General features: G+C 39.8%; 21 protein-coding genes. 11 read left to right on the forward strand and 10 right to left on the reverse strand.

Annotated features, from left to right (window positions below; genetic code table 11):
- Positions 1-119 precede the first annotated feature (119 nt).
- Positions 120-1,136 carry a sulfate/molybdate ABC transporter ATP-binding protein gene (locus tag VB797_RS17060; protein WP_323238911.1) on the forward strand — a complete coding sequence of 339 codons (1,017 nt, stop codon included), beginning with the start codon at positions 120-122 and terminating at the stop codon, positions 1,134-1,136.
- 261 nt (positions 1,137-1,397) lie between these two features.
- Here VB797_RS17060 and VB797_RS17065 read toward each other — a convergent pair whose 3' ends face one another.
- Positions 1,398-1,982 carry a Uma2 family endonuclease gene (locus tag VB797_RS17065; RefSeq protein ID WP_323238912.1) on the reverse strand — a complete coding sequence of 195 codons (585 nt, stop codon included), beginning with the start codon at positions 1,980-1,982 and terminating at the stop codon, positions 1,398-1,400.
- A 94-nt stretch (positions 1,983-2,076) separates the two neighbouring features.
- Entirely contained in the window at positions 2,077-3,672 is a 1,596-nt protein-coding gene (locus tag VB797_RS17070) for an Hsp70 family protein (protein ID WP_323238913.1), read from the reverse strand.
- 414 nt (positions 3,673-4,086) lie between these two features.
- Between VB797_RS17070 and VB797_RS17075 the strand changes: the two genes are divergently transcribed.
- Complete coding sequence (locus VB797_RS17075) at positions 4,087-4,308, forward strand: hypothetical protein (protein WP_323238914.1); 222 nt, start codon at positions 4,087-4,089, stop codon at positions 4,306-4,308.
- A gap of 210 nt (positions 4,309-4,518) precedes the next feature.
- On the opposite strand, the gene VB797_RS17080 is transcribed toward VB797_RS17075, so the two are convergent.
- Positions 4,519-5,724 carry a phosphoglycerate kinase gene (locus VB797_RS17080; RefSeq protein WP_323238915.1) on the reverse strand — a complete coding sequence of 402 codons (1,206 nt, stop codon included), beginning with the start codon at positions 5,722-5,724 and terminating at the stop codon, positions 4,519-4,521.
- 84 nt (positions 5,725-5,808) lie between these two features.
- Between VB797_RS17080 and VB797_RS17085 the strand changes: the two genes are divergently transcribed.
- A complete protein-coding gene (locus tag VB797_RS17085) occupies positions 5,809-6,219 on the forward strand; it encodes a universal stress protein (RefSeq protein ID WP_323238916.1) in 411 nt (136 codons plus the stop codon).
- 365 nt (positions 6,220-6,584) lie between these two features.
- Here VB797_RS17085 and VB797_RS17090 read toward each other — a convergent pair whose 3' ends face one another.
- Together VB797_RS17090 and hemW are read right to left on the reverse strand one after the other, a co-directional pair.
- Positions 6,585-6,947: a DUF1622 domain-containing protein gene (locus tag VB797_RS17090; protein WP_323238917.1), complete on the reverse strand. Its 363-nt coding sequence runs from the start codon at positions 6,945-6,947 to the stop codon at positions 6,585-6,587.
- A gap of 26 nt (positions 6,948-6,973) precedes the next feature.
- Positions 6,974-8,137, reverse strand: coding sequence for a radical SAM family heme chaperone HemW (gene hemW, locus VB797_RS17095; RefSeq protein WP_323238918.1), 1,164 nt, complete (start codon positions 8,135-8,137; stop codon positions 6,974-6,976).
- A gap of 277 nt (positions 8,138-8,414) precedes the next feature.
- Between hemW and VB797_RS17100 the strand changes: the two genes are divergently transcribed.
- Together VB797_RS17100 and VB797_RS17105 are read left to right on the forward strand one after the other, a co-directional pair.
- A complete protein-coding gene (locus VB797_RS17100) occupies positions 8,415-9,491 on the forward strand; it encodes a PIN/TRAM domain-containing protein (protein WP_323238919.1) in 1,077 nt (358 codons plus the stop codon).
- Between the two features lie 424 nt (positions 9,492-9,915).
- The gene (locus tag VB797_RS17105; protein WP_323238920.1) at positions 9,916-10,326 is read left to right on the forward strand and encodes a nuclease A inhibitor family protein; all 411 of its coding nucleotides are present in this window, start codon (positions 9,916-9,918) and stop codon (positions 10,324-10,326) included.
- 10 nt (positions 10,327-10,336) lie between these two features.
- Here VB797_RS17105 and VB797_RS17110 read toward each other — a convergent pair whose 3' ends face one another.
- The 3 genes from VB797_RS17110 to VB797_RS17120 all read right to left on the reverse strand — a co-directional run bounded on the left by VB797_RS17110 (position 10,337) and on the right by VB797_RS17120 (position 13,492).
- Positions 10,337-11,131 (reverse strand): DNA/RNA non-specific endonuclease, encoded by a 795-nt coding sequence (locus VB797_RS17110; RefSeq protein ID WP_323238921.1) that lies wholly within the window; start codon positions 11,129-11,131, stop codon positions 10,337-10,339.
- A 182-nt stretch (positions 11,132-11,313) separates the two neighbouring features.
- Positions 11,314-11,589 (reverse strand): hypothetical protein, encoded by a 276-nt coding sequence (locus VB797_RS17115; RefSeq protein WP_323238922.1) that lies wholly within the window; start codon positions 11,587-11,589, stop codon positions 11,314-11,316.
- Between the two features lie 655 nt (positions 11,590-12,244).
- Positions 12,245-13,492: a VWA domain-containing protein gene (locus VB797_RS17120; protein WP_323238923.1), complete on the reverse strand. Its 1,248-nt coding sequence runs from the start codon at positions 13,490-13,492 to the stop codon at positions 12,245-12,247.
- Between the two features lie 461 nt (positions 13,493-13,953).
- Between VB797_RS17120 and VB797_RS17125 the strand changes: the two genes are divergently transcribed.
- The 6 genes from VB797_RS17125 (at position 13,954) to lnt (ending at position 22,306) form a co-directional block, all read left to right on the forward strand.
- On the forward strand, positions 13,954-14,616 hold the full coding sequence (locus VB797_RS17125; protein ID WP_323238924.1) for an ATP-dependent Clp protease proteolytic subunit: 663 nt from the start codon (positions 13,954-13,956) through the stop codon (positions 14,614-14,616).
- A gap of 191 nt (positions 14,617-14,807) precedes the next feature.
- Positions 14,808-15,404 carry an ATP-dependent Clp protease proteolytic subunit gene (locus tag VB797_RS17130; RefSeq protein WP_323238925.1) on the forward strand — a complete coding sequence of 199 codons (597 nt, stop codon included), beginning with the start codon at positions 14,808-14,810 and terminating at the stop codon, positions 15,402-15,404.
- Between the two features lie 249 nt (positions 15,405-15,653).
- On the forward strand, positions 15,654-16,289 hold the full coding sequence (locus VB797_RS17135) for a J domain-containing protein (RefSeq protein WP_323238926.1): 636 nt from the start codon (positions 15,654-15,656) through the stop codon (positions 16,287-16,289).
- A gap of 883 nt (positions 16,290-17,172) precedes the next feature.
- On the forward strand, positions 17,173-17,649 hold the full coding sequence (locus tag VB797_RS17140; protein WP_323238927.1) for a GGDEF domain-containing protein: 477 nt from the start codon (positions 17,173-17,175) through the stop codon (positions 17,647-17,649).
- A gap of 166 nt (positions 17,650-17,815) precedes the next feature.
- The gene (gene gyrA / locus VB797_RS17145) at positions 17,816-20,638 is read left to right on the forward strand and encodes a DNA topoisomerase (ATP-hydrolyzing) subunit A (RefSeq protein ID WP_323238928.1); all 2,823 of its coding nucleotides are present in this window, start codon (positions 17,816-17,818) and stop codon (positions 20,636-20,638) included.
- Between the two features lie 84 nt (positions 20,639-20,722).
- Positions 20,723-22,306, forward strand: coding sequence for an apolipoprotein N-acyltransferase (gene lnt, locus VB797_RS17150; RefSeq protein WP_323238929.1), 1,584 nt, complete (start codon positions 20,723-20,725; stop codon positions 22,304-22,306).
- A 251-nt stretch (positions 22,307-22,557) separates the two neighbouring features.
- Here lnt and VB797_RS17155 read toward each other — a convergent pair whose 3' ends face one another.
- The gene (locus VB797_RS17155; protein ID WP_323238930.1) at positions 22,558-23,094 is read right to left on the reverse strand and encodes a hypothetical protein; all 537 of its coding nucleotides are present in this window, start codon (positions 23,092-23,094) and stop codon (positions 22,558-22,560) included.
- Between the two features lie 141 nt (positions 23,095-23,235).
- Positions 23,236-24,837, reverse strand: coding sequence for a TrbI/VirB10 family protein (locus VB797_RS17160; RefSeq protein WP_323238931.1), 1,602 nt, complete (start codon positions 24,835-24,837; stop codon positions 23,236-23,238).
- Positions 24,838-24,916 lie beyond the last annotated feature (79 nt).

A 24,916-nucleotide genomic window follows, 5' to 3' on the forward strand; every position in this document is an offset into this window, starting at 1 on the left:
CCCTAGTAACACACCCTACAATCCAAAATCTAAAATCTAAAATCCCCAATACTATGATATATATAAAACACGGTAACTCTACCGACAAACCGTAGATTAGTTGCAGAGGATTTTGAACGGTGGGCATAGTAGTTGAAAGCGCGTGCAAGCAGTTTGGCAGTTTTAAAGCCGTTGATAACGTCAGTGTGGAAATCAAAAGCGGCTCGCTGGTGGCTTTGTTAGGACCTTCTGGTTCGGGAAAGTCTACTCTATTGCGACTAATCGCGGGTTTGGAAATGCCAGATAGCGGTAAAATTTTGTTAACTGGCAAGGATGCCACATATCAAAGTGTACAAGAGCGCAATATCGGCTTTGTATTTCAGCATTACGCTTTGTTTAAGCATATGACGGTACGGAAAAATATTGCTTTTGGCTTAGAGATTCGTAAAGCACCAAAGACGAAAATTAAAGCACGGGTGAATGAGTTATTAGATTTAGTTCAATTAAGCGGACTTGGAGACAGATATCCATCCCAACTTTCTGGGGGACAAAGACAAAGAGTTGCTTTAGCGCGAGCTTTAGCGGTAGAACCGAAGGTATTACTGTTAGATGAACCTTTCGGAGCGCTCGATGCGAGAGTTCGCAAAGATTTACGCGCTTGGTTGCGAAGATTGCACGATGAAGTCCACGTTACCACCGTATTTGTTACCCACGACCAAGAAGAAGCGATGGAAGTCTCCGACGAAATTGTGGTAATGAATAAAGGTCAGGTAGAACAGATTGGTACACCAGCACAAATTTACGACCATCCCGCGACAGCATTTGTCATGAGTTTTATCGGTCCAGTAAATGTGTTACCAAGTACCTCGCGGATATTCCAAAGTAACGGCTTCGATTCTCCACAATCAGAAATGTTTTTGCGTCCCCAAGATGTAATTGTCGAAACTTCCCCCAACGGAACCACAGTTCCAGCAAGAATAAGTCGATTGATACATTTGGGCTGGGAAATTCAAGTAGAATTAACCTTAGATGATGGACAAGTTGTAAGCGCTCATTTGACACGCGATCGATTTGATGAATTGAATTTGGAACCGCAGCAAAGAGTTTATGTGAAACCTAAAGATGCTAAATCTTTTCCACTTTTTTATTCAATTTAACCCTTCTTTCTATCTATTTATTAAGGAGAGGGATGAAAAATGATAAATATTTTCCCCCTCCTTGACAAGGAGAGGGATGTCCGCAAGGACAGGGTGAGGTTATTTTATTGTTATATTAAAATTGCGAATTTTATTAGATCCTGAAATACTCGAACCATCAGTAATTACGCTGAAAGATGAAGATAAAAGAGTTAGAAACTTGGCGAGATGGGGATTAGAAGAATTAGAGTACAAGTTTGAGTGATTGTCTAATAATATTCTCTATTTTGCCACTACTGGCGGTAGCATTTCCAAAATATTAATACTCAAATCGAGAAATTGCAAAGGTGAAATACTCTCATTTTCCCCTAACACAACTTCACTTTGATAACCATTTTCCGAAGCTTCTCTAAATACATGAAGCTGACGGTTAATCACATCTAAAACCCAGTAATCAACAATCCCTGCTGCTGCATAAGCTTTCCCTTTTGTTTCGCAATCTTTTTTAAAGGTAGTATCAGCAACTTCGATAACTAAATAAACTTCATTAGGTGTAGGATGATGGTCTGCGTAGTCTAATGAGTCAATTTTTACAACTGCAATATCTGGTTCTGGTTCTGAGTAATCATCTAACTGTATTGGATCTTGAATTGATACCCAAGCCCGATTTTTTAACAGGTTTTTCAGCAAATAGTCTGTTCTTCCTACAGCAGAACGATGGGCTGTTCCTATAGCACTCATCCAAATAATTTTTCCTTCTAAAAGCTCAACTCGTTCGTCTTCATCAAAAATACCAGCTTCTGCCATCCGATGGTATTCCTTGACAGTCCACAGACGAAGATTTATTGTAGTTTCTGTACTTTGCATGACTAAAATGATAATTTTTAATCGGGAAAGACGTAGCAATGCTACATCTCTACATTATTTATTGTATGGTAATTACCAATCCCCCATACCCAAATTAACTCAACTGCGCTACAATCTGATTTTCTAAAACAGTTTCATTAGTTAATAAATCTTCAACGGTAATTCTTAAAAACCTTTTATCATCAACTTCTAAAAATACCTTGACTCGATCGCTTCCGGGAAATCCCGGTGGTGTAAGATTGGCAATGTTTTTAGCTCCATCGCGATCGTTGAGGGGTTTTACCGTAACTTCGCTGCTTTCCATACGACGGGTAATTAATCTGTCCCCATCAAAATAAACTTCGGTTCCGCCGCTTTGCGCTCCCAATTCTCCGATAATTAATTCTATGCTGGGTTGATTTTCTAAGGAAGCACCCAAATATAACTCCACTGGCTTACTCATCGGATAAGGCTGCCCTTCTTTAATGATAGGATGCCAATTGTGGCAATTTTGGCGACGATTCCAATAGCGAATTCCGTAGCTGTGATACAGAAAATCCTTGATTTCCACACCTTGAGCTAATTGTAATGCTCCGTGAGCGATCGCTTCAAAAGCCTGTTCGCTGCGAATTTTTTCGGAATCAAAGTAATTTTTGATCCATGTCTGCACCGCTGGGATTTGAGAAGTACCCCCAACTAACAATACTGCATTAATATCCGTAACTTCTATTCCCTGACGACGGGCTTGCTGCAATAATTGTGACATCAACTCATCGAGCATTGCAAAAAACGAATGCTCTTGCAAAATACTTTCAAAAGTATCGCGGTTTAATTCCAATTCGTAACTTTCAAATGTTTCGTCGTTAAAATAAACTTCGCTGGCTTGATTTCGGGTAGAAAGCTGGATTTTTAACTTTTCTGCAAGTCTCGTTATCAAGGGACTTACTGGTAAACCTTGAGTTTTCGCGAAATAATCAGTTAACCAATTATCAATATCCGTACCACCCAAATTTTGACCGGCTTTTGCAAGAACACGAGCAGTTTTTACCTTTTGTTTAGATTCAGCTAAAGATCTATTACCAAACTTGAGTAAAAAACCCAAAGGCTTCTTATCTTGCTGTACGCTTTTATCCAAACGCACCAACGATAAATCTAAAGTCCCCCCACCAAAATCAACAACTAATAATAAATCTTCTTCAGTTAAACCGTATCCCAAAGCAGCTGCTGTGGGTTCATCCAGCATCCGCACCTGTTCCACAGGAAGCGCTTCGCAAACCTTTCCCAACCAGTGACGATAAGCTTCAAAACTATCCACGGGAACGGTTAATACTAAAGAATCCAAACCACCTTCAACCGAAGATAATTGTTCAATTACTTTTTGTAAGTACCATTCCCCTACTTGTTCAAAAGTAATATTACGTCCATCTAATTCCGGTAAAAAACCTTGAATATCCGCACCAATTCCGCGTTTGAAGCCACGAAAAAATCGCGAATCACCCTTGAGATCCACACCGCGATCGCGAACTTGTTGTCCAATTAAAACTTGAGCAGTTAAAGCATTTTCCACATACAGCAAACTAGGAATCAGCGGTGGATTTAAACCTTGTTGAATAGATAATTCTGGTATTTTTAAAGTCTCCGGCTGTTGAGTTACCGGGTTCCAGCGAGCAATGACGGTATTACTAGTGCCAAAATCGATTGCTATTGCCATTTGTTATTAATAATTGAATAAATAATTGAATATTATTTTGTATCTACCAACCAAATCAACCATGAGATCAATGTAGAGACAGGGCGTATTGCTGCTACGTCTCCCAGAATTTTGAATACCCCACCGATTAATTTTACCCCTAAACAAGATTCTGGTATAGCTGCAAATATTAGACAATAAAATTATTTTAAGAAAATTAAACTTTTATAAACCATTTAGTCAAAATTGGCACAAAACCACTTAGCCGACTCACTTATAATCAACATTCAGTAAACTAGATTTGTATCTTGTACCAAACGTCATCTGTCAAGCAATAGAAATAATTATTAACATATAGTCACAAGGTTAAGAATCGTAAAACAGTATGGGGACACTTATGTTTACTCCTGGCTATTTTTTTCAACATAGGAAATTATGAACAAGCATAAATCGCCAGAAGCAAAAGGATTCATTGAAAATCTCAAAAATGGCGTTTGGATATTTGGCGTATCATCTTGGTTATTTGGGATTACAGATAGAAGTATTGCTTCATTTTCAGATGGTTACTTATCAGCACTAGATTTAACTCAACTATTTACCGCAGCAACATTTTTTGTAGCATGGCTATTTCTCAAACCATCATCCACTAAAGCTTAAACTTGAGGGAGCAGGGAGCAGGGAGCAGGGAGCAGGGAGAATATAGAATTTCACAACAAAAAATAGATCACCCTTTTGGAGGGGGTTTGGGGGACGCAACCGTCCTCCCAATCGGGGGTTTGGGGGAGAATCCCCCAATTCTTGGTTTTCTAAACTAGATAAAGTAAAGATCGATCCATCAATCGAACGTTCCAAACACCAACTTAGTAACTACGCATCATTCAACGCAGCAATTCCCGGTAAAGTCTTACCTTCAAGCAATTCCAAACTAGCACCACCACCAGTAGAAATATGGCTCATTTGATCGGCTAAACCAACTTTTTCCACTGCTGCAACCGAATCACCACCACCGATAATCGTAGTAGCACCTTGCTTGCTCAGATTTGCTAAAGCGCGGGCCACAGCTTCAGTTCCAACGGCGAATTTATCGAATTCAAACACACCCATCGGACCATTCCAAATCACTGATTTACAATCTGCAAGCGCTTCTTGGAACTTCTTAATAGAATCAGGACCAATATCCAAACCCATCCAACCATCAGGAATATTTTCGATGCTGACAATTTGAGAATTTGCGTCAGGAGCAAAATTATCTGCTACAACTACATCTGTAGGTAACAAAAATTCCACACCTTTTTCTTTAGCTTTCGCTTCCAAAGTTCTTGCTAACTCTATCTTGTCTTCTTCGACCAAAGACTTACCAACATTCAAACCACGAGCTTTGTAGAACGTAAAAATCATTCCCCCACCGATGATTAACTTATCGCATTTATCGAGTAAAGTTTCGATCACGCCGATTTTACTGGAAACCTTAGAACCACCGATAATAGCCGCTAAAGGAGGACGAGGATTTTCGATCGCGTTTTGTAAGTACTCCAATTCCTTCTCAATCAAATATCCAGCAATAGAAGGACTCAGATAGTGAGTTACACCTTCAGTCGAAGCATGAGCGCGGTGTGCAGTACCAAAAGCGTCATTTACATATAAATCAGCATTTGCAGCTAATTGCTTGGCAAATTCGGGGTCATTTTTCTCTTCTTCACTGTGGAAGCGGACGTTTTCTAATAAAAGTACGTCCCCGTTTTGCAATTTCCCGACCTTGCTTGTAACTTCATCACCAATACAGTCATCGCACTTGACAACTTCTTTACCCAATAACTCCGAAAGACGTTTTGCAACTGGAGTTAACCGCAGCTTATCCTTAACCTCACCCTTGGGTCTGCCAAAATGGCTAGCTAGAATCACTTTGGCTTCCTTGCTAATCAAATCTTGAATTGTGGGTAGAGCAGCCCGGATGCGGGTATCATCCGTAATATTGCCCGCATCATCTAAAGGAACGTTGAAATCAACACGCACCAAAGCGCGTTTACCTTGTAACTCACTTTTGGACAAATTAGCTAAACTTTTCTTGGACATAATTAAATGGCGATCGCCTTTTTGCTAATGTGATTGAAATAGGACTATCAAGATTTTACAGATTTACGGGTACTAGGTGAATCCATGTTCAAAACTGTTCTTTTTCCAGTAGACCAAAGTCGGGAAGCACGGGAAGCAGCGGAAGTAGTTGCCGAGGTGGTGCAAAAGTACCAAAGCAGCCTGATATTGCTGAGCGTAGTTGAAGAAGCTACCCCCGAAGAATCGCAAAGCGATGATGCGATGAAGTCAGCAAAAAAGGTCGAACAATTACTCAAAGATGCTCAAGCTTACTTCTCTGCTCAAGGGATCGAAGCCCAAATCTTAGAGAAACAAGGTAAACCGGCTTTTATAATTTGCGATGTGGCTGATGAAATCAAAGCAAATTTGATCGTTATGGGCTGTCGCGGGTTAGGGTTAACCGATGAAGGTTCCCACGATAGCGTTACCAGTCGCGTGATTAATCTGTCTCCTTGTCCGGTATTGATTGTGCCTTGAAGAGTTAGGAGTTAGGAGTTAGGAGTTAAGAATTATAATTTTTTTAACTTAATCGCTTAATTGATAAATATTAGTAAACAAATCATATCGTAGCTTCAGACTATTTTTAGTTCATTTTAATGGACTTTTGCTATGAGACTGGGACTTACAGTCCCAGCCGGATTTATCTTTTGTAATATTTAAGTTGGTTCTTCAGTTGTTAGTATGCCAAAATATGAGTAAAAACTGCTAAAATGCTTACGCGATCAAGTTTTTATCTCCTATATGTTGAATTATCCCGAATTTTACCCTATTTTCTCCCTACTGCCTACTGCCTACTGCCTAAAAACGACTATTTTAATAGCATACCAAGTACTGAAGAACCTTTAAGTTTGAGTTGATTCTGACGAATCATTTCCCGGAATCGATGTTTGGATGGTTTTTAATAACAAGTAGTTTAAAACTGTGCGAATCACAATAATTGCAGCTAATCGTCCAATATCTTCCCAGTTAGGTGTGATGGTAGTTCTGAGAATAGAACCACCGATCAAGAAGTTTAATCCCAAGGAAAAAGAATAACCCATTTGCAACCGGCTTTGTTGAAATGTTTGTGCAGAACTGGAAAGAGATAAAGCAGTTCGCAAAAAGATGATTAAACCTTTTAACAGACCGATGGAAATCACAAACAGGGCTAATAGTTGACAAATATATATTGCTGTGGTGCTAAGATTTTTGATTAAGAGTTCCATTCAAGTTTGGCAATTAGGAATAGTTTCTATAGCTTTTCAAATAATTCTGCTAACACTACATTAGAGAATAAAAACCCATCGGGATCTTGTAATCGTAACCTTCCATCTAAGATTTGTACCCAACCTTTCTCTAAATAAGGTTGCAATACTTGTAAAATCTCTTCAACTTTATTTTCACCAAATTGTGCTGTTAATATTTGCAAATTTACTCCTTCTGCTAAACGTAACCCCAACATTAAGGTTTCTAATAAAACTTCATGGGACGCTGTGACTTCGCAATCGATTATACTTCCACCATCCACCCAAGCGTAATATTCTTTAGTTTTGCGCGGACGAGTAAAGCGTTTACCCATCACATTACTAGCTGCACCCATTCCGAAACCGTAATAAGAACGATTTTCCCAGTAAACTCGGTTGTGACGACATTGATATCCAGGTTTTGCGTAGTTAGAAATTTCATAATGTTCATAACCTGCATTGGTTAAAATTTCCTGTGCCATACGGTACATTTTTACCGTTGTTTCATCGTTGGGTAAAGGGCGATCGCCAGGTTTGTAATAACGTCCGAAAGCTGTACCAGGCTCAATTGTTAGGTCATAGATAGATATATGCGTGGGGGCAATTTTAATTGCTTCCTGTAAAGATTCTTGCCATATTTCTAAAGTTTGATGCGGTAAACCAGATATTAAGTCTATGCTGAAATTGGCGATCGCTGCTTGATAAATTACATCAACAGCAGTAGAGATATCCGAAACGGTGTGATAGCGTCCAGCATATTGTAATAATTGTGATTGGAAAGCTTGTACCCCCAAACTTATGCGATTTACACCTGATGATGCGTATCCTTGCAAATGAGATAAGTCAAAAGTACCGGGATCAATTTCCATTGAGATTTCTGCCGTACTGTCAATACCAAATTTCCCTTCTAAAACTTCTAATATTGTTTGTAATTGTTGGGTAGAAAGTAATGAAGGAGTACCACCACCAAAAAAAATTGTTTCTAAAGGTTTACTATCAGTAGGGATTGTAGCTATTTCCTGACACAAAACTTCAACATAATGAGAAATTGAGCCGGATGTTTCACCCCTCATGGTGTTTCCTACCACATATATGGGAAAATCACAGTAAAAGCAGCGTCGTCTACAAAAAGGAATGTGTATATAGGCAGCACTTGGAAATCGCGAAGTCATTGAAGTAATAAGTTTATCGGACATTATGAAAAACAGTTTAATTTAGATTACGAATTAATAAAAAATAGGAAAAAATCACGAAAATTTTACATTTTTGGATGATTTTATCGCAAAAAGATCGGAACAAAAAAGCTGAAAATATTTGGTTATAATGATGGCATAATGCTTTATCCCGAACCTGTAGGATAACTGCAAATATTTTTAAGATTTTTAACCCAGTTATATAAAAATTACTTGATCTAGTCAGGTAATGCAGTTGCAGGAAAACAACACAATTATGTTTGACGCTATTATCATTTTCTCATTCGTCCTAGCAGCAACGGGGATAGGCTATTACAGCATCGATTTATTACCCAAGGGGACATTAGACAGTGTAACTAATCTAGAAGCTTTACGCTTTGTGTTTGCGGCTTTTACAGCCATTATTGGTGGTGCTGTTGGACTTCGAGTTCAAACCGGATATCGTCGCTTGGAATCACAAGTCCGAGATTTGCCACTTGAAGTTATTTTGACACGTTCAATTGGTTTAGTAATTGGACTTTTAGTGGCTAACTTAATGTTGGCTCCCCTATTCTTATTACCGATTCCCGATGATTTTAGCTTTATCAAGCCATTAGTCGCTGTTATGGGTAGCATCACTCTTGCCTATACTGGCATGAATTTAGCAGATACTCACGGACGCGGTTTGTTAAGATTAATTAACCCTAATACATTAGAAACAATGGTGGCTGAAGGGACTTTAAAGCCTGCTGCTACCAAAGTTTTAGATACTAGCTGCATTATTGATGGTCGGATTGAAACGCTTCTAGACACCGGCTTTCTAGAAGGACAACTTCTCGTACCGCAATTTATCTTATTAGAGCTACAGCAAGTCGCTGATGCTAGTAAAGATCAAAAGCGGGTACGGGGAAGACGGGGATTAGAAATTCTCAACCGAATTCAAACGGCTTATCCCGAACGTATTGTAATTAATTCAGTTGATTATGACGATATTTCTACAGTAGACGCGAAATTAGTCAAGTTTGCTCAAGAAATCAACGCGACTCTTTTAACCAACGATTACAACTTATCAAAAGTCGCTAGCGTACAGAAAGTAGCTGTTTTAAACGTTAACGATTTGGTAAATGCGGTACGACCAAATTATTTACCGGGTGATTATATCGACTTGAAAATACTTAAAGAAGGTAAAGAACCCAGTCAAGGTATCGGCTATTTAGACGACGGTACAATGGTAGTCGTTGAAGAAGGAAGTTCTTTTGTCGGTGGTGAATTGCGAGTTATAGTTACTAGTTCATTGCAGACTTCTGCTGGTAGAATGATTTTTGCAAAACCCCAAGCTTCTGCATTTGCATAATCAAGGGTATGTGTAAATTTCATTCATGCGATCGATGTGGTTTAACTGCATCGATTATTTTTTGTAAAACTGTATACTATTATCGTAATTATTATAGTTCTCGTCTTTTGGCAAGTGATAATTGATAAATGGTGCGTACCTTACGTAGTAAACTTTGCTCCCTATGCAGTCAATCTGCATTAATATTGTACAGAGTCAAGTATCTGGAAGATGGCGATTGGGTTTTTGTCTGTCCGCAATGTTGGGAAAAAGTTAGTCGAGATAACCCATTTTACATTTATGGTGGAACTTGGAAAGCAAAGAAAAAGTAAGTTTTAAGAGATAGGAGTTAGGAGTTATGAGTTGATGGTTTCAGCTTTTAATAGTTAACTATTCCCTATTCCCTATGTTTATTCTAAAGTTAATAATTAGCAGTCATTTAATTATGGATAATAACGAATTTGATATTCCCAAAAAATTAAAATCGCTTTCTCAAAATTTAGTATGGATGAGCGAATCTGATTATCCCTTCGATATTTTTACATGGTCGAATCAAGAATCAAAAGAACTCAACACCCATAACTTACTCCAAAAAACTAATCATTCCCTCGAATCTCCTGTCAAAGTAGTAGAGATAGACAACTTTTTTCAGCGAGCTACAGATGAAAAAGACTGGTACGACGACGATGAAAGGGAAACAGCAAAAAAATATCAAACTCTTTTAGAAACCTTGAAGCAGAATTTAGACAATATCCAAGTTTATAAAATAGGTGAAGTTGAGATCGATGTTTACATCGTCGGTCAGCTAAAATCTGGGGATTGGGTTGGTTTGTCAACAAAAGCTGTGGAAACTTAACAATTATCAATTACCGATCAACTCGACTTTCAATAATCTGCTGAACGGATTGTGGAACTCGATCGAGAAAGTCATAACCTGTTTTGGTTTCAAGTTCATCAACTGAGACTAAATATTTTTTCCAATCATCGCTGGTATTTTTACGATTGGTAACGTTTACCGCAATAACTCTGGTTTTATCGGATATTCCTCCTATCCCTTGTCCCGGTTTATCCAAAACTACAATTACTTTCCAAGTTGATGCGGGTGCGGTAACTTCTTTATTTCTACCAATTCTTTGAGAACTTCCATCGACACCAGCAATAATATAAAGTTCTTTACCTTGTTTTACCAGATACCGACAATATTCTTCTAATTCTCTCCAAGCACCCCGGTTGTTCTCTGGAGTTTGCGGGACAATGTTGGTCATGAAGAAAGTCGCTAAATTATCTTCTACGGTTTTAGTCCTGTCAGCGGAAGGAACCATATGTCCTCGATCATAGCCACTACCCGTATAATCGCTGGGTTTAACGCGATACCAGTTTGGTGGTAAAGAATCATCGGGACGAAAGTCATCTTGACGTTCAATATTACCCAACCAACTTTGATTGAGTTGCCAAGCTACCCAGTTTGGTGTACCTCGTTCCCGACTGTATGATAAAGCATACTGGGGTTTGATCATCAGATAGTTATCGGGGTTTTCTGCTGCATTGCTAGGATTACCCATTGTTAAATGAAGACTAACTGGTTGTGTCAATAGAAGTTGACAACCCGCGATCAAAGTTAATGCGAGCAGGGGAATAACAAAAACTAGTTTTCGTTTCACAATTATTTTAGGAAGTTGCCGTTTAGCAGTATTTCACGAATAATCAATGAAAATCAAGAAACCCAGTTTTGATCGCAAAACCGGGTTTAATCTTATTTTTAAAAGAATATCAAATTTACTTTCCTAAGCAAATAATATTATATTTTACATTTTATAATATTGGGTTTACTTAAGTCTTATTCTTAATTGTTAACTACAGCAAGATGAACCAACATTAATTGTTTCTCATCATCAAGTGTCTTAAGTAAAGGGCTTTTAATAGCTTTTTTCGCGATCAGAATTTGCGTTTCTAAGGGTAAGTTTTCAAAGTCTATTTCTTGCTGACGATGGGTATCCTTTTCCGGACAACGCCATTCGTATTTAACTATAAAATTACCATACAGCGACCATTTGCTTAAGCTGCCATATTTGAGATGAGTTAGATCTTTAGTACAAATTACTACTAGTTGTGAATACATATTTGTTTGACAAATTAGATAAATGTCTATTATGTTCTATGTAAATAAGAAATAGCGATTCAGGACTTACGCAATTGTCATAAGCGGAAGGTTGGTGCGTGACACTTAAACCTCATTATTACGTTAAAAATTAGTCAAAGTGTCACAGCAACGGCAATAATGGGGGAAGAAAATCTATACCCCCCAACCACCTCCCCTACAAGAAAATATGCCTTTTTGCTAAGTCCCAGGATTAAAAGATGAAAGATGTGCTGTTAAATTATTTTTCATATTGATCGGGTTAAAACTAGATTTATGTAGGTAGATAGCTTAACTATTATATTGCCATCCAAATGTGACAGTAGAGTGACTTTTGAGCATGAAATACAATAGGAACAGTTCGATTCGTATAAAAACAGCTAAAATTATGATATTTGGCTGTTTATAAACAAAAAGTTTAACTTGTTAAAAAAATAGCTAATAATGCTTTTGCTTATAGGATTTCACAACCATAACAAATATATACAGGGAAATGTCAATTATTTTATGAAAATAATATTTTTATCTATATAAAAAATACTTTAGGCGTGTGTAGCAATACGTAAAAAGAATCCGAGTAAGGAGTGAGGATTTAATAATTAATTACGAATTATCTCCCCATCTCCCCTGCTGTTTTCTAGGTATCTTGTAATGTAGTTTTAGAAACGATTCTGGTCTTTTTCCGGTCTGCTTCTGAGAGTTCTTCTCCCGACTGCAAGCGGGTCGCATTCGTTTGTAAAACTGTTGCTGCACCCTTATCTCCCATTTGCAAAGCTGTTTTCGCTGCGGTTTGCAACATAGTAGCTGCACCAGCGCGATCGCCTTCTTGCAATTTGGCTTCTGCAAGCTGGGTTTGCCGATACTTGGCTAATGCTAAGATATGGGGCTGAACTTTTGGACTGATTGCAGGTTGGTATGCTTTAGCTACGTTAATTTCCACAGGGATAGTATCTGAAAGTAACCCCGTCATATTGCTTGCTGGGTCGTCGTAACGAACTTGTAATTGAGCAATAGTATAATGACCTTCAGGTAGCTGTCCTAAATAAATATTTGCTAAAACTGTTCTTTGACTATCCTTCATGATGTCACCCAAACGCACGGCAAAACGTCCGTCTGTTTCTTGCTGCACTGGTAGCTCGATAGTATCAGGAAATACTTGAGCGACGGGCTTGAGTTCTGCTAAGCGGATCTTAGGCATTAAGGAAAATAGCAGATAAGCATTGGTTAAACCAACAGTTTGAATGCGGTTAAACAATTGATTAAACTTATGTTCTGCTTCCTCTGGTTGTTCGATATGAGACAAACTACCACCACCAGCATCGGCGATTTGTTCGAGAACATCTTGGTTCCAATTATCTCCAAAGCCCAAGGAATTCAGGGTTAAGCTGTAATCCACAGCTAATTGAGCAAATTTGAGACAGCGATTATTATCACCGTGTTCGTTTTCACCATCAGTTAATAAAAAAGCTTGAGAAATTGCTTCCTTTTTACCCTTTGCCAATTCCTCAATTCCCAAACGCAAACCTTCATCAATCGAAGTGCCGCCATCAGCACTGAGACGGTTGATTTTTTGTTTTATACCTTCTCTATCTTCAATGATCTGATTGGGAACGAGTACCTTAGCGCGGTGATCGAAAACGACAATACTTAGGCGATCGCCATTTTTAAGTCGATCGACAATGCGGTTTGCGGCTTTTTTGACAGTTTCCAAAGGACGACCGTTCATGGAACCGCTATGGTCTAAAATCAAGCATAAGTTAAGGGGAACATTGCGATCAAGGTTTTCTACCTGAGCGGCTAGAGAAACTGCCAACTGACGTTGAGAGCTTGATTGATTGGCATCTAAATTGCGATCGTTTAGTTCGGGCAACAAGCTAACTTTCATAATTGGTTGCGGTTCCTTTCACGGGATATACATTATGTATAAATAACTCCAGGATGCAGTCGATTCGCTACGGAAAACTTCTGCATGAGTTCAATATCTTAAATCATATTCATAATCTTACTTGGTGAAAAACTAAATTAAAGGCAATTTGTAACCTTGATTCATATTTGATTTTTTCATGCGATTAATTGTATTCCGGCTCACTTTATAGCGTATCTTATGAGACCGGCTATAATTCCCCGATAATTGAAACTTAATTATTGATAAATCGATACGAAAAGCGATTGACGGGTAACTGAGAACAAGAAAATTTCCCTCGATTAAATCATTGGATTAATCCAACATCTAAAATCTAAAATCCAAAATCCCATAAAAAGCGAGAAATCCACACCTCCATAGTCCCTTGCATCGCGCTAGGATGTACTACAGTTAACAGCATGAATTTAGGCAACAGTTGAAAAATGGAAAATTCCCCCATCAAGGCTGTGCAAGCGCCTTATTACGGCGGAGATAATTATACTCGCACACCACCGCCGGATTTACCTTCTTTACTATTGAAGGAACGCATTGTGTATCTTGGGATGCCTCTGGTGCCTGCGGTTACGGAACTTATTATTGCCGAACTGCTTTATTTACAGTCAGATGACCCAGAAAAACCAATTAAAATTTATATCAATTCTACCGGAACTTCTAGTTACGGTGGCGACCCCGTGGGCTTTGAAACCGAAGCTTTTGCGATCTACGATACGATTAAATATATTAAGCCTCCCATTCACACAATTTGTATTGGTTCGGCAATGGGAATGGCTGCAATGCTTTTAAGTGCAGGTTCTAAAGGTTGTCGCGCCAGCTTACCTCATTCCACTATTATTCTGCACCAGCCAAAAAGCTACGCTCAAGGTCAAGCAACCGATATTCAAATCCGAGCTAAAGAAGTTTTGGCAAATAAGCGGACAATGTTAGATATTCTTTCCCTCAATACCGGGCAAACTACCGAAAGAATTGAAAAGGATATGGACCGCTTGTTCTACCTGACACCTCAAAATGCTGTGGAATACGGCTTGATCGACCGCGTGTTTGAGAAAGAAGAACTCGCCCATCCTGTAGCCGCAAGTATCCTTTAATCAAAGTAACCTCGGTTAAATTACTAATTTCGGCTTTATTCCTGCTCTAGTACTCGATCAAATAAAAACCGGGTAAGGGCAAATACAGGAACAGAGGAACGGGGTAAAAAAAGAACTTTATGCTATGTCCATAAACTGGCAAAGTTCCTTTGACGGAGTACTAGTCAACTATAAAACGGAGTTTTAGAATTATGCCTATTGGCGTACCAAAGGTTCCCTACCGGATGCCGGGGGAACAATATACACAGTGGATTGATATTTACAATCGTCTTTATCGCGAGCGGATTATTTTTCTGCCGCGAGATATTGATGATGAACTCGCTAACCAAATTGTAGCGGTGATGCTGTATCTGGATTCGGAAGATCCAGGTAAAGATATTTATTTGTACATCAATTCACCAGGTGGTATGGTCACTTCTGGATTGATGATTTTTGACACAATGCAGCACATCAAATCAGATGTCGTGACAATTTGCGTGGGTTTAGCTGCTTCGATGGGTTCGTTCCTACTTGCTGGTGGAACCAAGGGTAAGCGATTGGCGTTACCTCACTCGCGGATTATGATTCACCAACCTTCCGGTGGCGCTCGCGGACAAGCAACTGACATCGAAATTGAAGCCAGAGAAATTCTGCGGATTCGTCACCAGCTAAACGGCATTTATGCTGCTAATACTGGTAAACCAATCGAAAAAATTGAAAAAGACATGGATCGTGACTTTTTTATGTCCGCTGAAGAAGCTAAAGAATACGGTTTGATTGACAAAGTGATTGAAGATCGACCAGTTTAGTTTGGAAGAGGAGATGGGGAGATGGGGGGACAAGGAAATGGGGGACAAGAATAAATACTCCTAACTCCTAACTCCTAACTCCTCACTTTGATTATGTACGTTACGAACTTTAAATTAGAAGTTTAGTCTTTATCATTAGTAGCTTCAGCTTATCGCTGTAAACATACTATAATCAATCACTTACTTTACTTTATTCTTAAATCTAAAGTAAGCCGATCGCTGTTAAAAGTGCGCTCCGGATAGCTCGAAATGGATCTTTTAGATTGCTACCGTTTATTGGGTTTAAGGTCGGGAGCTTCTTTTCCCGACATCAAATCGTCTTATCGCCGTCTGGCGCAGCAATATCATCCCGATATTAACCCGAATGATGAAAGGGCCAAGGAAAAGTTTATTGCCTTAACTGAGGCATACAAATTTTTGTTGCAATTTATTCCGCCTCAAGAGCAAAGTTCGTATCAAAATGTGCCACAAGCGGTCGAAACGCCACAAAAAGAATCAAATCGGGTAGAGGAGACACCGCAGCGATCGCATTCACAACCATTGCGATCGCCATCTCAACAAGTACCAGAGCCACCTCATATTGCAGAAATTGAGCGACGTTTGAAGTGGAAAACTTACGAACAGCTACAGCAATTTTTAAAGGAAAGACGTTTTCCCCAAGCTATTGCGTTAGCGGAAGCTTTGATGGAACGTTTGCCTGCGGATGCTGAGGTTCGCCAGTGGTTAGCAATATCATATCAGCTTTGGGGACGGGCTTTAATTGTTGATAAACAGTTACTGAAAGCGAGAATTTACCTGAAAAAGGCTTTGAAGACTGACCCTAATAATAAGTCTTTGATTAACGAGGTAGAGCGCGATTTTAAGAAGTTAGAGCAGGTTTTTTAAGACTTTTTGCAAATTGGGTATTGAGAATAGTTGGGAGTTAGGAGTTAAGAATTATTTGTCCCCTTGTTTCTTCTTTCCTCTTTAAGAAAGTCCTCTTATCAAGAACCTACTTTTCTTGGAGATGAGTAATGCTCTATCAAACTATTTCCCTAACACATAGCAGCTACAGTAAAATTATTCTGGCAAAAGCGGTAATTATCTAGTATATTCTTACAGTCATTACAACCACTACACTTAAAGGAGATGCCACAAGATGCTACTTTCCCTGAAGTAATGAAGTGTCTCTATTTTTGATATAAGGTAAACCAATTTATCTTAAATTCTCAAATTGACTTCCTGTATATTTTCCGATTTTTTTTATAAACTTAAAAATCAAATTTCAAAAATCCTTATTATGCTCGTAATCCCAGCATTGACCATCAAGCCATACCCTACTATTATGATTTTTATTAGTATAATTGCATTCAGATTCACTCTCAATCCACGGAAGTGATGTGGCAAATGTATTTGATTGTGGAATAAAAGATGCAACGAAACTGATAGTGTAAGCTCCACTCACTAAGAATAAAATCCCATATACAGTACTAAAAATGATTCTACTCGGAGTCCAAAAACCAACATTAACTCTGTATTTTTTTAGTTTTGTAGAAGCTTTATATCTGGATTGCATAATCAAATACTCCTTCTTATTTGTGTTTATTTAAAAGTAATAATTAAAATGTTTTGACAAAAAAATTGAAATTGAAAAATTTGTAAACCTGTTTTTGATTTATGCATACATTGTCATAAAAATGTTACGCATTTGTCAGTCGGATAAGTCAGAGATAAAAGTCGGAAAAGTCGGGTTATTCTAACAGTCTGTAATATTACTCAGCGTAAACTTTTGGAGATCGAACTGGCTCGCCAAGCAAGTATAGACGCTTTAACAAACATTGCCAACCGCGATCGCTTTGATGAATATCTATTGCGAGAATGGCAACGTAGCGAGCAGGAAAAACAAACAATATCTTTAATTTTATGCCAAATAGACAATTTTGATGCAGGTCGAAAAAACCATGAATTCTTGATTAGAGTTGCCCTCACAATAAATAACTTTACCAAGAATACAGCTTGTTTTGTCGGACATTACAGAGAAAATCAGTTTGCCGTTATTTTATCTGATACTGATATTGATAGGGTATTTTCTATTGCTCAGTTAATACAAAGTGAATTTCAAAAATTGAATATGCCCCATGTAATTCAATTTAATGAAAATCTCACCGTGAGTATGGGTATTGCAAATATGATTCCTACAAAGCAGCTAGGATCTGAAGAGTTGATTATAGCGGCTGAAGCAATGTTAAGTGGCATCTGGGTATAAGCAAACGATTTAAAGCCATTTCATCTCTTCTTACCCTCTGCAAAAAAACGCAAAATGTGCTAAAATTGTACCAAATAATGGCGATTATTCAAGCATCATTTGGAATAATTTGGCTTATTTTCTAATTTAAGCCCTAAAATTTGCGATTTTTGGAGTTTTATAGGTTATGACCTACTCTCAGGAGCGGATAATCCCGACGGATCTGAGAAACGAGATGTCCAGGTCTTATCTGGAATATGCGATGAGCGTGATTGTCGGTCGCGCTTTGCCAGATGCCAGGGATGGTCTGAAACCTGTGCATCGTCGCATTCTCTACGCTATGCACGAATTGGGGTTGACGGCAGACCGCCCCTTTCGTAAATGCGCCCGTGTTGTAGGGGAGGTATTAGGTAAGTACCACCCCCACGGCGATACGGCTGTTTACGATGCTTTGGTGCGGATGGCGCAAAGTTTTTCGATGAGGTCGCCTTTAATTTCAGGGCATGGTAATTTCGGAAGTGTTGATAACGACCCTCCGGCGGCTATGCGTTACACTGAATGCCGCCTGCAATCTTTGACTACTGACGCTTTACTGCAAGATATCGAATCGGAAACTGTTGATTTTGCCGATAACTTCGACGGTTCGCAGCAAGAACCTACAGTTTTACCGGCAAGACTACCGCAGTTACTCTTAAATGGTTCTTCTGGGATTGCGGTGGGGATGGCGACTAATATTCCGCCGCATAATTTGGGAGAGTTGATTGATGGGTTAGTGGCGCTGATTCACGATCCGGAACTTACCGATCTTGACTTAAATAAATATATCCAGGGCCCCGATTTCCCGACTGGTGCTGAAATCCTCGGTACTTCAGGGATTAAGGAGGCTTACACTACCGGGCGCGGTTCAATTACCATGCGCGGGGTAGCTAGTATTGAGACTCTCCAGCAGCGGGGAAGACCGGATAAAGAAGCGATAATTATCACTGAGTTGCCTTATCAAACTAATAAGGCGGCATTAATTGAAAAAATTGCCGAACTGGTTAACGATAAGCGCATTGATGGTATTTCTGATATTCGCGATGAAAGCGATCGCGATGGAATGCGAATCGTAATCGAACTCAAGCGCGATGCTTATCCCCGCGTGGTTTTAAATAATTTATACAAGTTAACGCCACTGCAAGCAAATTTTGGCGCGAATATGCTTGCGTTAGTGAATGGAGAACCCATTCTACTGACATTGAAGCGGTTTTTACAAGTTTTCATCGATTTCCGCATCGAATCAATTACCAGACGCACGCGCTATGAATTGCGGAAAGCGGAGGAAAGAGACCATATTTTACAAGGTTTATTAATCGCTCAGTCCAGTTTGGACGAGATTATTGCCTTGATTCGTCATGCTGCGGATGCACCGACAGCAAAGGGAGAATTAATTAGTACCTATGGGTTGTCAGAAGCGCAGGCTGATGCAATTTTGCAAATGCAGTTGCGACGATTGACGGCTTTAGAAGCTGATAAAATTCGTTTAGAGCATGATTCTTTGCAGGTTCAAATAACTGATTTACAAGATATTCTGGCTCGCAGAGAGCGAATATTAGAAATTATTGAAACCGAAGTTAAGCAGTTAAGAGAAAAACACGCTACACCCCGCCGCACGGTAATTACCCATAAGGAAGGGGATTTAGATGATATAGACTTAATTGCCAATGAAAAGGCGATAATTTTATTGACCGAGCAAGGTTATCTCAAGCGAATGCCGGTTAATACCTTTGAAGCGCAAAGCCGCGCTACTAGAGGAAAAGCAGGAGCGAAGGTAAAAGATGATGACAACATCGAGCATTTCTTAACTTGCTGCGACCATGATAGCATTTTATTCTTTAGCGAACGCGGTGTAGTTTACTGCTTGAGGGCTTATCAATTACCCTTGGGTTCCCGCACCAGCAGGGGTACGCCTATTGTACAAATGCTGCCGATTCCTAGAGAAGAAAAAATTACCTCAATCGTACCCGTAAGTGAATTTACCCAAGATGAATATTTGGTAATGCTTACTAAAGGTGGCTACATCAAGAAAACTGCTTTAGCTGCGTTTAGTCATATTCGTGCTAACGGTTTGATTGCGATTTCCTTGGAAGAAGGTGACGAATTGCGCTGGGTACGTCGTGCGAAAGCTGAAGATAGCGTAATTATCGGTTCTCGGATGGGTATGGCAATTCATTTCCGCTGCACTCACTCACAATTACGTCCTTTGGGTAGAGCCACTCGTGGAGTAAGAGCCATGAAGTTGCGTAAAGGTGGTGACGAATTGGTCGGAATGGATATTCTTCCATCTGACATTCTTAACAACATAGTACCAGCCGAAGCTGAAACTGAAGCAATTGAAGTTGAAGCAACTGAAGTTGAAACTGAAGCAATTGAAGTTGAAACTGAAACTGAAGCAATTGAAACCGAAGATGTAGAGAATGCTGAAGTTATAGAAGTCGCGGATAACAGTAGTTCCGGACTTTGGGTGTTGGTTATTACTACGGGAGGATATGGTAAACGGGTACCAGTTGGACAATTCCGCTTGCAAAACCGTGCCGGACAAGGCTTAATGGCAACAAAGTTCAAAAACCGTAAAACTCAAGACCATCTAGCAACTTTACGCATTGTTAGTGAAGACAACGAAATCATGATGGTGACGAGTCGCGGTATCATTATCCGGCAGGCAGTAAAAGCCATTTCCGTTCAATCACGTTCTGCAACTGGAGTACGGGTACAGCGTCTTGATGACGAAGACTTTATTAACGGAGTCGCAGTAGTTCCCGCTGATAATGGTGAAGAATCAGAAGAATTATCGGATGAAGATACAGTTCTTACTGAAATTGGTGAGGATGTACCAGATGGAGATACAGTTCTTACTGAAATTGGTGAGGATGTACCAGATGGAGATACAGTTATTGCTGAAATTGGTGAGGATGCATCAGATGGAGATGTTCTAGAAGCAGTAGATGAGGCTGTAGAAACAGAAGAATAAATACCGTTTGGTGATTTCTTAACCATTAATAACGTAAAATCCCCCCAACCCCCCTTATAAAAGGGGGGCTTCGTGTAATTACTGATGAAATCTAAAATTTTTACCAAATTCGTAACTCGCAACTCAAAACCGATAATCGCTTTAATAAGTGGGATTGCAATGGGTTTAACCGTTGCTCCTGTTGGAGCTTGGTTTTTAGCGTGGTTTGCATTAATTCCTCTATGGCTAATAGTTGTAACTCCAAAAAAAACCTTCCCCCCCTCTCCCCCTCTCCCCCTCCCCCCCTCTCTCTTATGGGGTCTGGGTTATCACGGAACAGCTTTGTATTGGATTACCGGACTTCATCCTTTAACTTGGTTGGGTGTCCCGTGGTTGGGAAGTATTGCGATCGCATTATTTGCTTGGCTTTTCATCTCCTTTTGGGGAGGTATATTAGTTATGCTTTGGGCTAAGTTAATGAGCATATTTTCAACTCAAAATAGTTTGACTCGCGTCCTTATTGGTACAGCTATTTGGTGTGCTTTAGAAAGAGTTTGGAGTGCGGGACCTTTATGGTGGACTTCGCTTTCTTACACGCAGTCACCGCATAATCTAGTAATTTTACATTTGGGTCAAATTTCGGGACCCACAGCGGTAACAGCGGCAATAGTTGCAGTCAACGGGTTAATAGCATTCGCTTTAATTGCTCGCTTTTCTGCTCAAGATCATCAAGAAAAATATCACACAAACAAGACTTCTCAGCGATTGGGAGTCATTGCGATCATATTATTTATTTCTCTACATTTAATTGGTTTCGGTTTGTATTCTCGTCCTTTGTCACAACCGTCGGAAACCGCTTTAAAAGTGGGAATTGTCCAGGGAAATATCCCGAATCGAATTAAGTTTAAGCCCCAAGCCAATCAGCGCATTCTCAAAAATTATACCGAGGGTTATTTGAATTTAGTAAGTCAAGGTGTGCAAGCAGTTTTAACTCCAGAAGGTGCATTACCGTTTTTTGAAGATGAAATAATCCGCAGTCCCTTCATTACAGCAGTGCGGGAAAAAGGCGTTTTGGCTTGGGTTGGAGGTTATAAACGTCAGGGAGAAGGTAGATATACCAATAGTTTATTTACTTTTACTGGTATTGGTGAAATTTACAGCCATTACGATAAAGAAAAGCTGGTACCTTTGGGAGAATATATTCCTTTTGAAAATATTTTAGGCGGTATTATCAATCGATTATCTCCGATAAAAGCAAAACAAATACCGGGAAAATCAAACCAGATTATTAAAACACCTTTTGGTAATGCGATCGTTAGTATATGTTACGGTTCAGCTTTTGCGGAACAGTTTCGCAATCAAACCGCAACAGGTGGGGAGTTTATTCTTACGGCTTCTAACAACGACCCTTACAGTGCAGCAATGCAATTTCAGCATCACACCCAGGATATCATGCGAGCCATAGAAAACGATAGATGGGCAGTGCGAGCTACGAATACCGGATATTCAGCATTTGTCAATCCTCACGGTCAAACATTGTGGATATCGGGACATAATACTTATGAAACTCACGCGGAAACCATTTATCGGCGAAAAACACAAACTTTATATGTGCGTTGGGGCGATTGGTTGTGTTGGGTTTTGTTGGGATTGAGCTTTGGGCTTTGGGCTTTGGGGAGGAAAAGTTAGGAGCTATTCTCGTTACAAGGCTCTGCCTTGTAATGCATTGATTAAAGGCTCTGCCTCAAGTATAAATTGGAGGCGGAGCCTCTCAGCATGGGTTCCCAGCCAGAGGCTAGGAACTAGTTAGGAGTTATTCTCGTTACAAGGCTCTGCCTTGTAATGCATTGATTAGAGGCTCTGCCTCAAGTATAAATTGGAGGCGGAGCCTCTCAGCATGGGTTCCCAGCCAGAGGCTAGGAACTAGTAACTCCTAGTTCCTAACTATTCTCCCTTACACATGGGGTTTCACCGGAATTTGGAGGGTCTGAAAACACTGCTAATGTGTTGTATTCGGGAGTTCCTTGTTGATAAAGTATTCGGAATGCATAGAGTCTTTTTTTACCATTACCTTCTGTAATTACCGTTAAAAGTGTATTGTCGGTATTAGGAAGTCCGGGAATATCAAGTTTTTCGATTCTTCTCAGGTGAATTACATTGGCTGCGGAATCTTCGCAATCTCCGGTGTCAGCGTCTCCACCGAATTGCACGCACATCGGACCATCAAAATCTAGAGTAACTTGTGATGGGTCATCCAACCAAACTTTTTTTATGGTTTCTCCTGCGGGAATAAAGCTTAAATTTGTACCTTGTTCGTACCAAACTTTAATATTAGGAATTGCACCTCCCAAACCTTGAGCTTGACAGGAAAATATTGAACGTAAAACGGCGTTATTTGCGAAAACACTACTTGCCATTAATATGCTGGTTGCGGAGAAGATTAAGGAAGTTATGGGGAAATTGAAAGGTTTTTTCATGAAGGGATGAAGGGATGGGGGGACAAGGGGATGGGGGGATGGGGGGAAAATAATTCTAAATTTTTAACTCCTAACTCCTAACTGGTTGGTGAGCAAGTCGTTCCACTAACTCCTAACTCTTAACTCTTAACTCCTAACTTTTTATAATTCCGTTTCTTGATTCACAAATATTTCAACTTCTTTACCTGGAGGTAGAAACCAAATGTTTGTTTTACGGGACATTTCAGACATAGCACGTTGATTGCGGCGGGTAATTTGCGGAATTACGGTTTTCATTCCGCCTTCTAATATACCGGCAGCCATGTCTGGATTACGGTTGACATTAGTAACGGCTATGGTGCCATTCTCGCCGGTAACTACTTCGGATTCGGTACGATTGATTAATTCTGCGGCTTTCCCAAGTCCCCCTAAAGCAAATAATCCCGCATCCATCAGAGCCATAGATGAATTACTGCCACTATATTGCTTAGCTATTAACGGTTTACCACTTTTGCCGCGAATCATCAGTACGTTTTGGGATACGCTTTTTTGCGCGAGTTGACCGTTTTCTCGCATCATAATTTTGACTATTTCTAACTGCATTAAGCCATTTTCAGAAATAGAGTTAATTTTGGTTAATATTTGGCTTCCTATAGGTAGCGCTACTGTACCATCTGCGGCTTTCAAAGGTTGCTTCAAACTCATTACATAAACATTATTGTTTTCGCTATCTCCTCGATCTGACTTGGTAGTTTCACCGTAGATTGCTGTAGTTAATGTTGCTCTCGCGCTGCTCCCAACTAAGACTGTTTTCGGATTTCTTCTGACTGGTTGTGTGATCGCGGTTCGTGTTTCTCTAATCGGCTTGGTTGGGGTTTCTTTGTCCTTAACATCTCTAGCAACTTCGACTTGAGGAGATGTCCGATTGCTAACAGTCTGTTTTTCGTTGAGAGAAACCTGTCCGTAACTACCTAATTTTGCTAATCTTGTCCATTCTTGTAGGGGGTTGGGTTGTGGTGGGACTATTTCTACTAATGGCTGCGGGGTCGGGATGAGTGCTGGGGGTGCTGGTGGTAATACTGATAATGGCTTTGGGTTGGTTCTTTTTGCTACTGGTTGGAATACTTTTGGCGATCGCGGTTGTTGAGATATTTGCGGTACTTTAACAATGCGGTCAACTGTGACTATTTTAGGTACTTCAACAATGCGTACCGCCGGTGTTTGAGGTCTGCGACGAATCATAGACATGGATGCGTCACGGGGGATGGTTTGCGGTTGAATTTCGGGAGTCGGGTTGGCTGCAATACGGGGTGCTGATGGTATAGGTTTAACCATTCTCAATTTTTGCTGTGCAGTTTTTACCGCTTCGAGTTGCTCAGAAAGTGCAAGTTTGGTTTTCAACCCTTCGACTTGTTCTTCTAATTGTTGCTGACGGGGTTTGGTTTCGGGTTGCGGTGTGGTTGGTCTGACGATCGCATTTTGTGTGGGTTTTGAATTGTCGTTACTCATGATTTTAGATAAAAATCCACCAGCAAACATAACTACAGTTAAAGTTGCAGCACCGACTAAACCGGCTTTTGCGAAGGGATTTGCGGAAAGTGGCTGTGGAGTAACGCTTGTGGGTTCATCTGGTTGGATTACATCTGTTGATGGTTCCATTTCTATTTCTGCGGGAGTGGATTCATCTAAACCAACCAGTTTTGCCATCCGCATTTCCCATTCGGTCAGTCCGTCGCTATTTGGGGATGATGTTGATTTAATCATGATAGGGAATTGGTAATTGGGAATTGGTAATAAAATTAATTAAAATTTCAACTTTAATTAAGATTCAGGTAAATTAAAA

This window comes from Rivularia sp. UHCC 0363 (assembly GCF_034931125.1).
Classification (GTDB): Bacteria; Cyanobacteriota; Cyanobacteriia; order Cyanobacteriales; family Nostocaceae; genus Rivularia.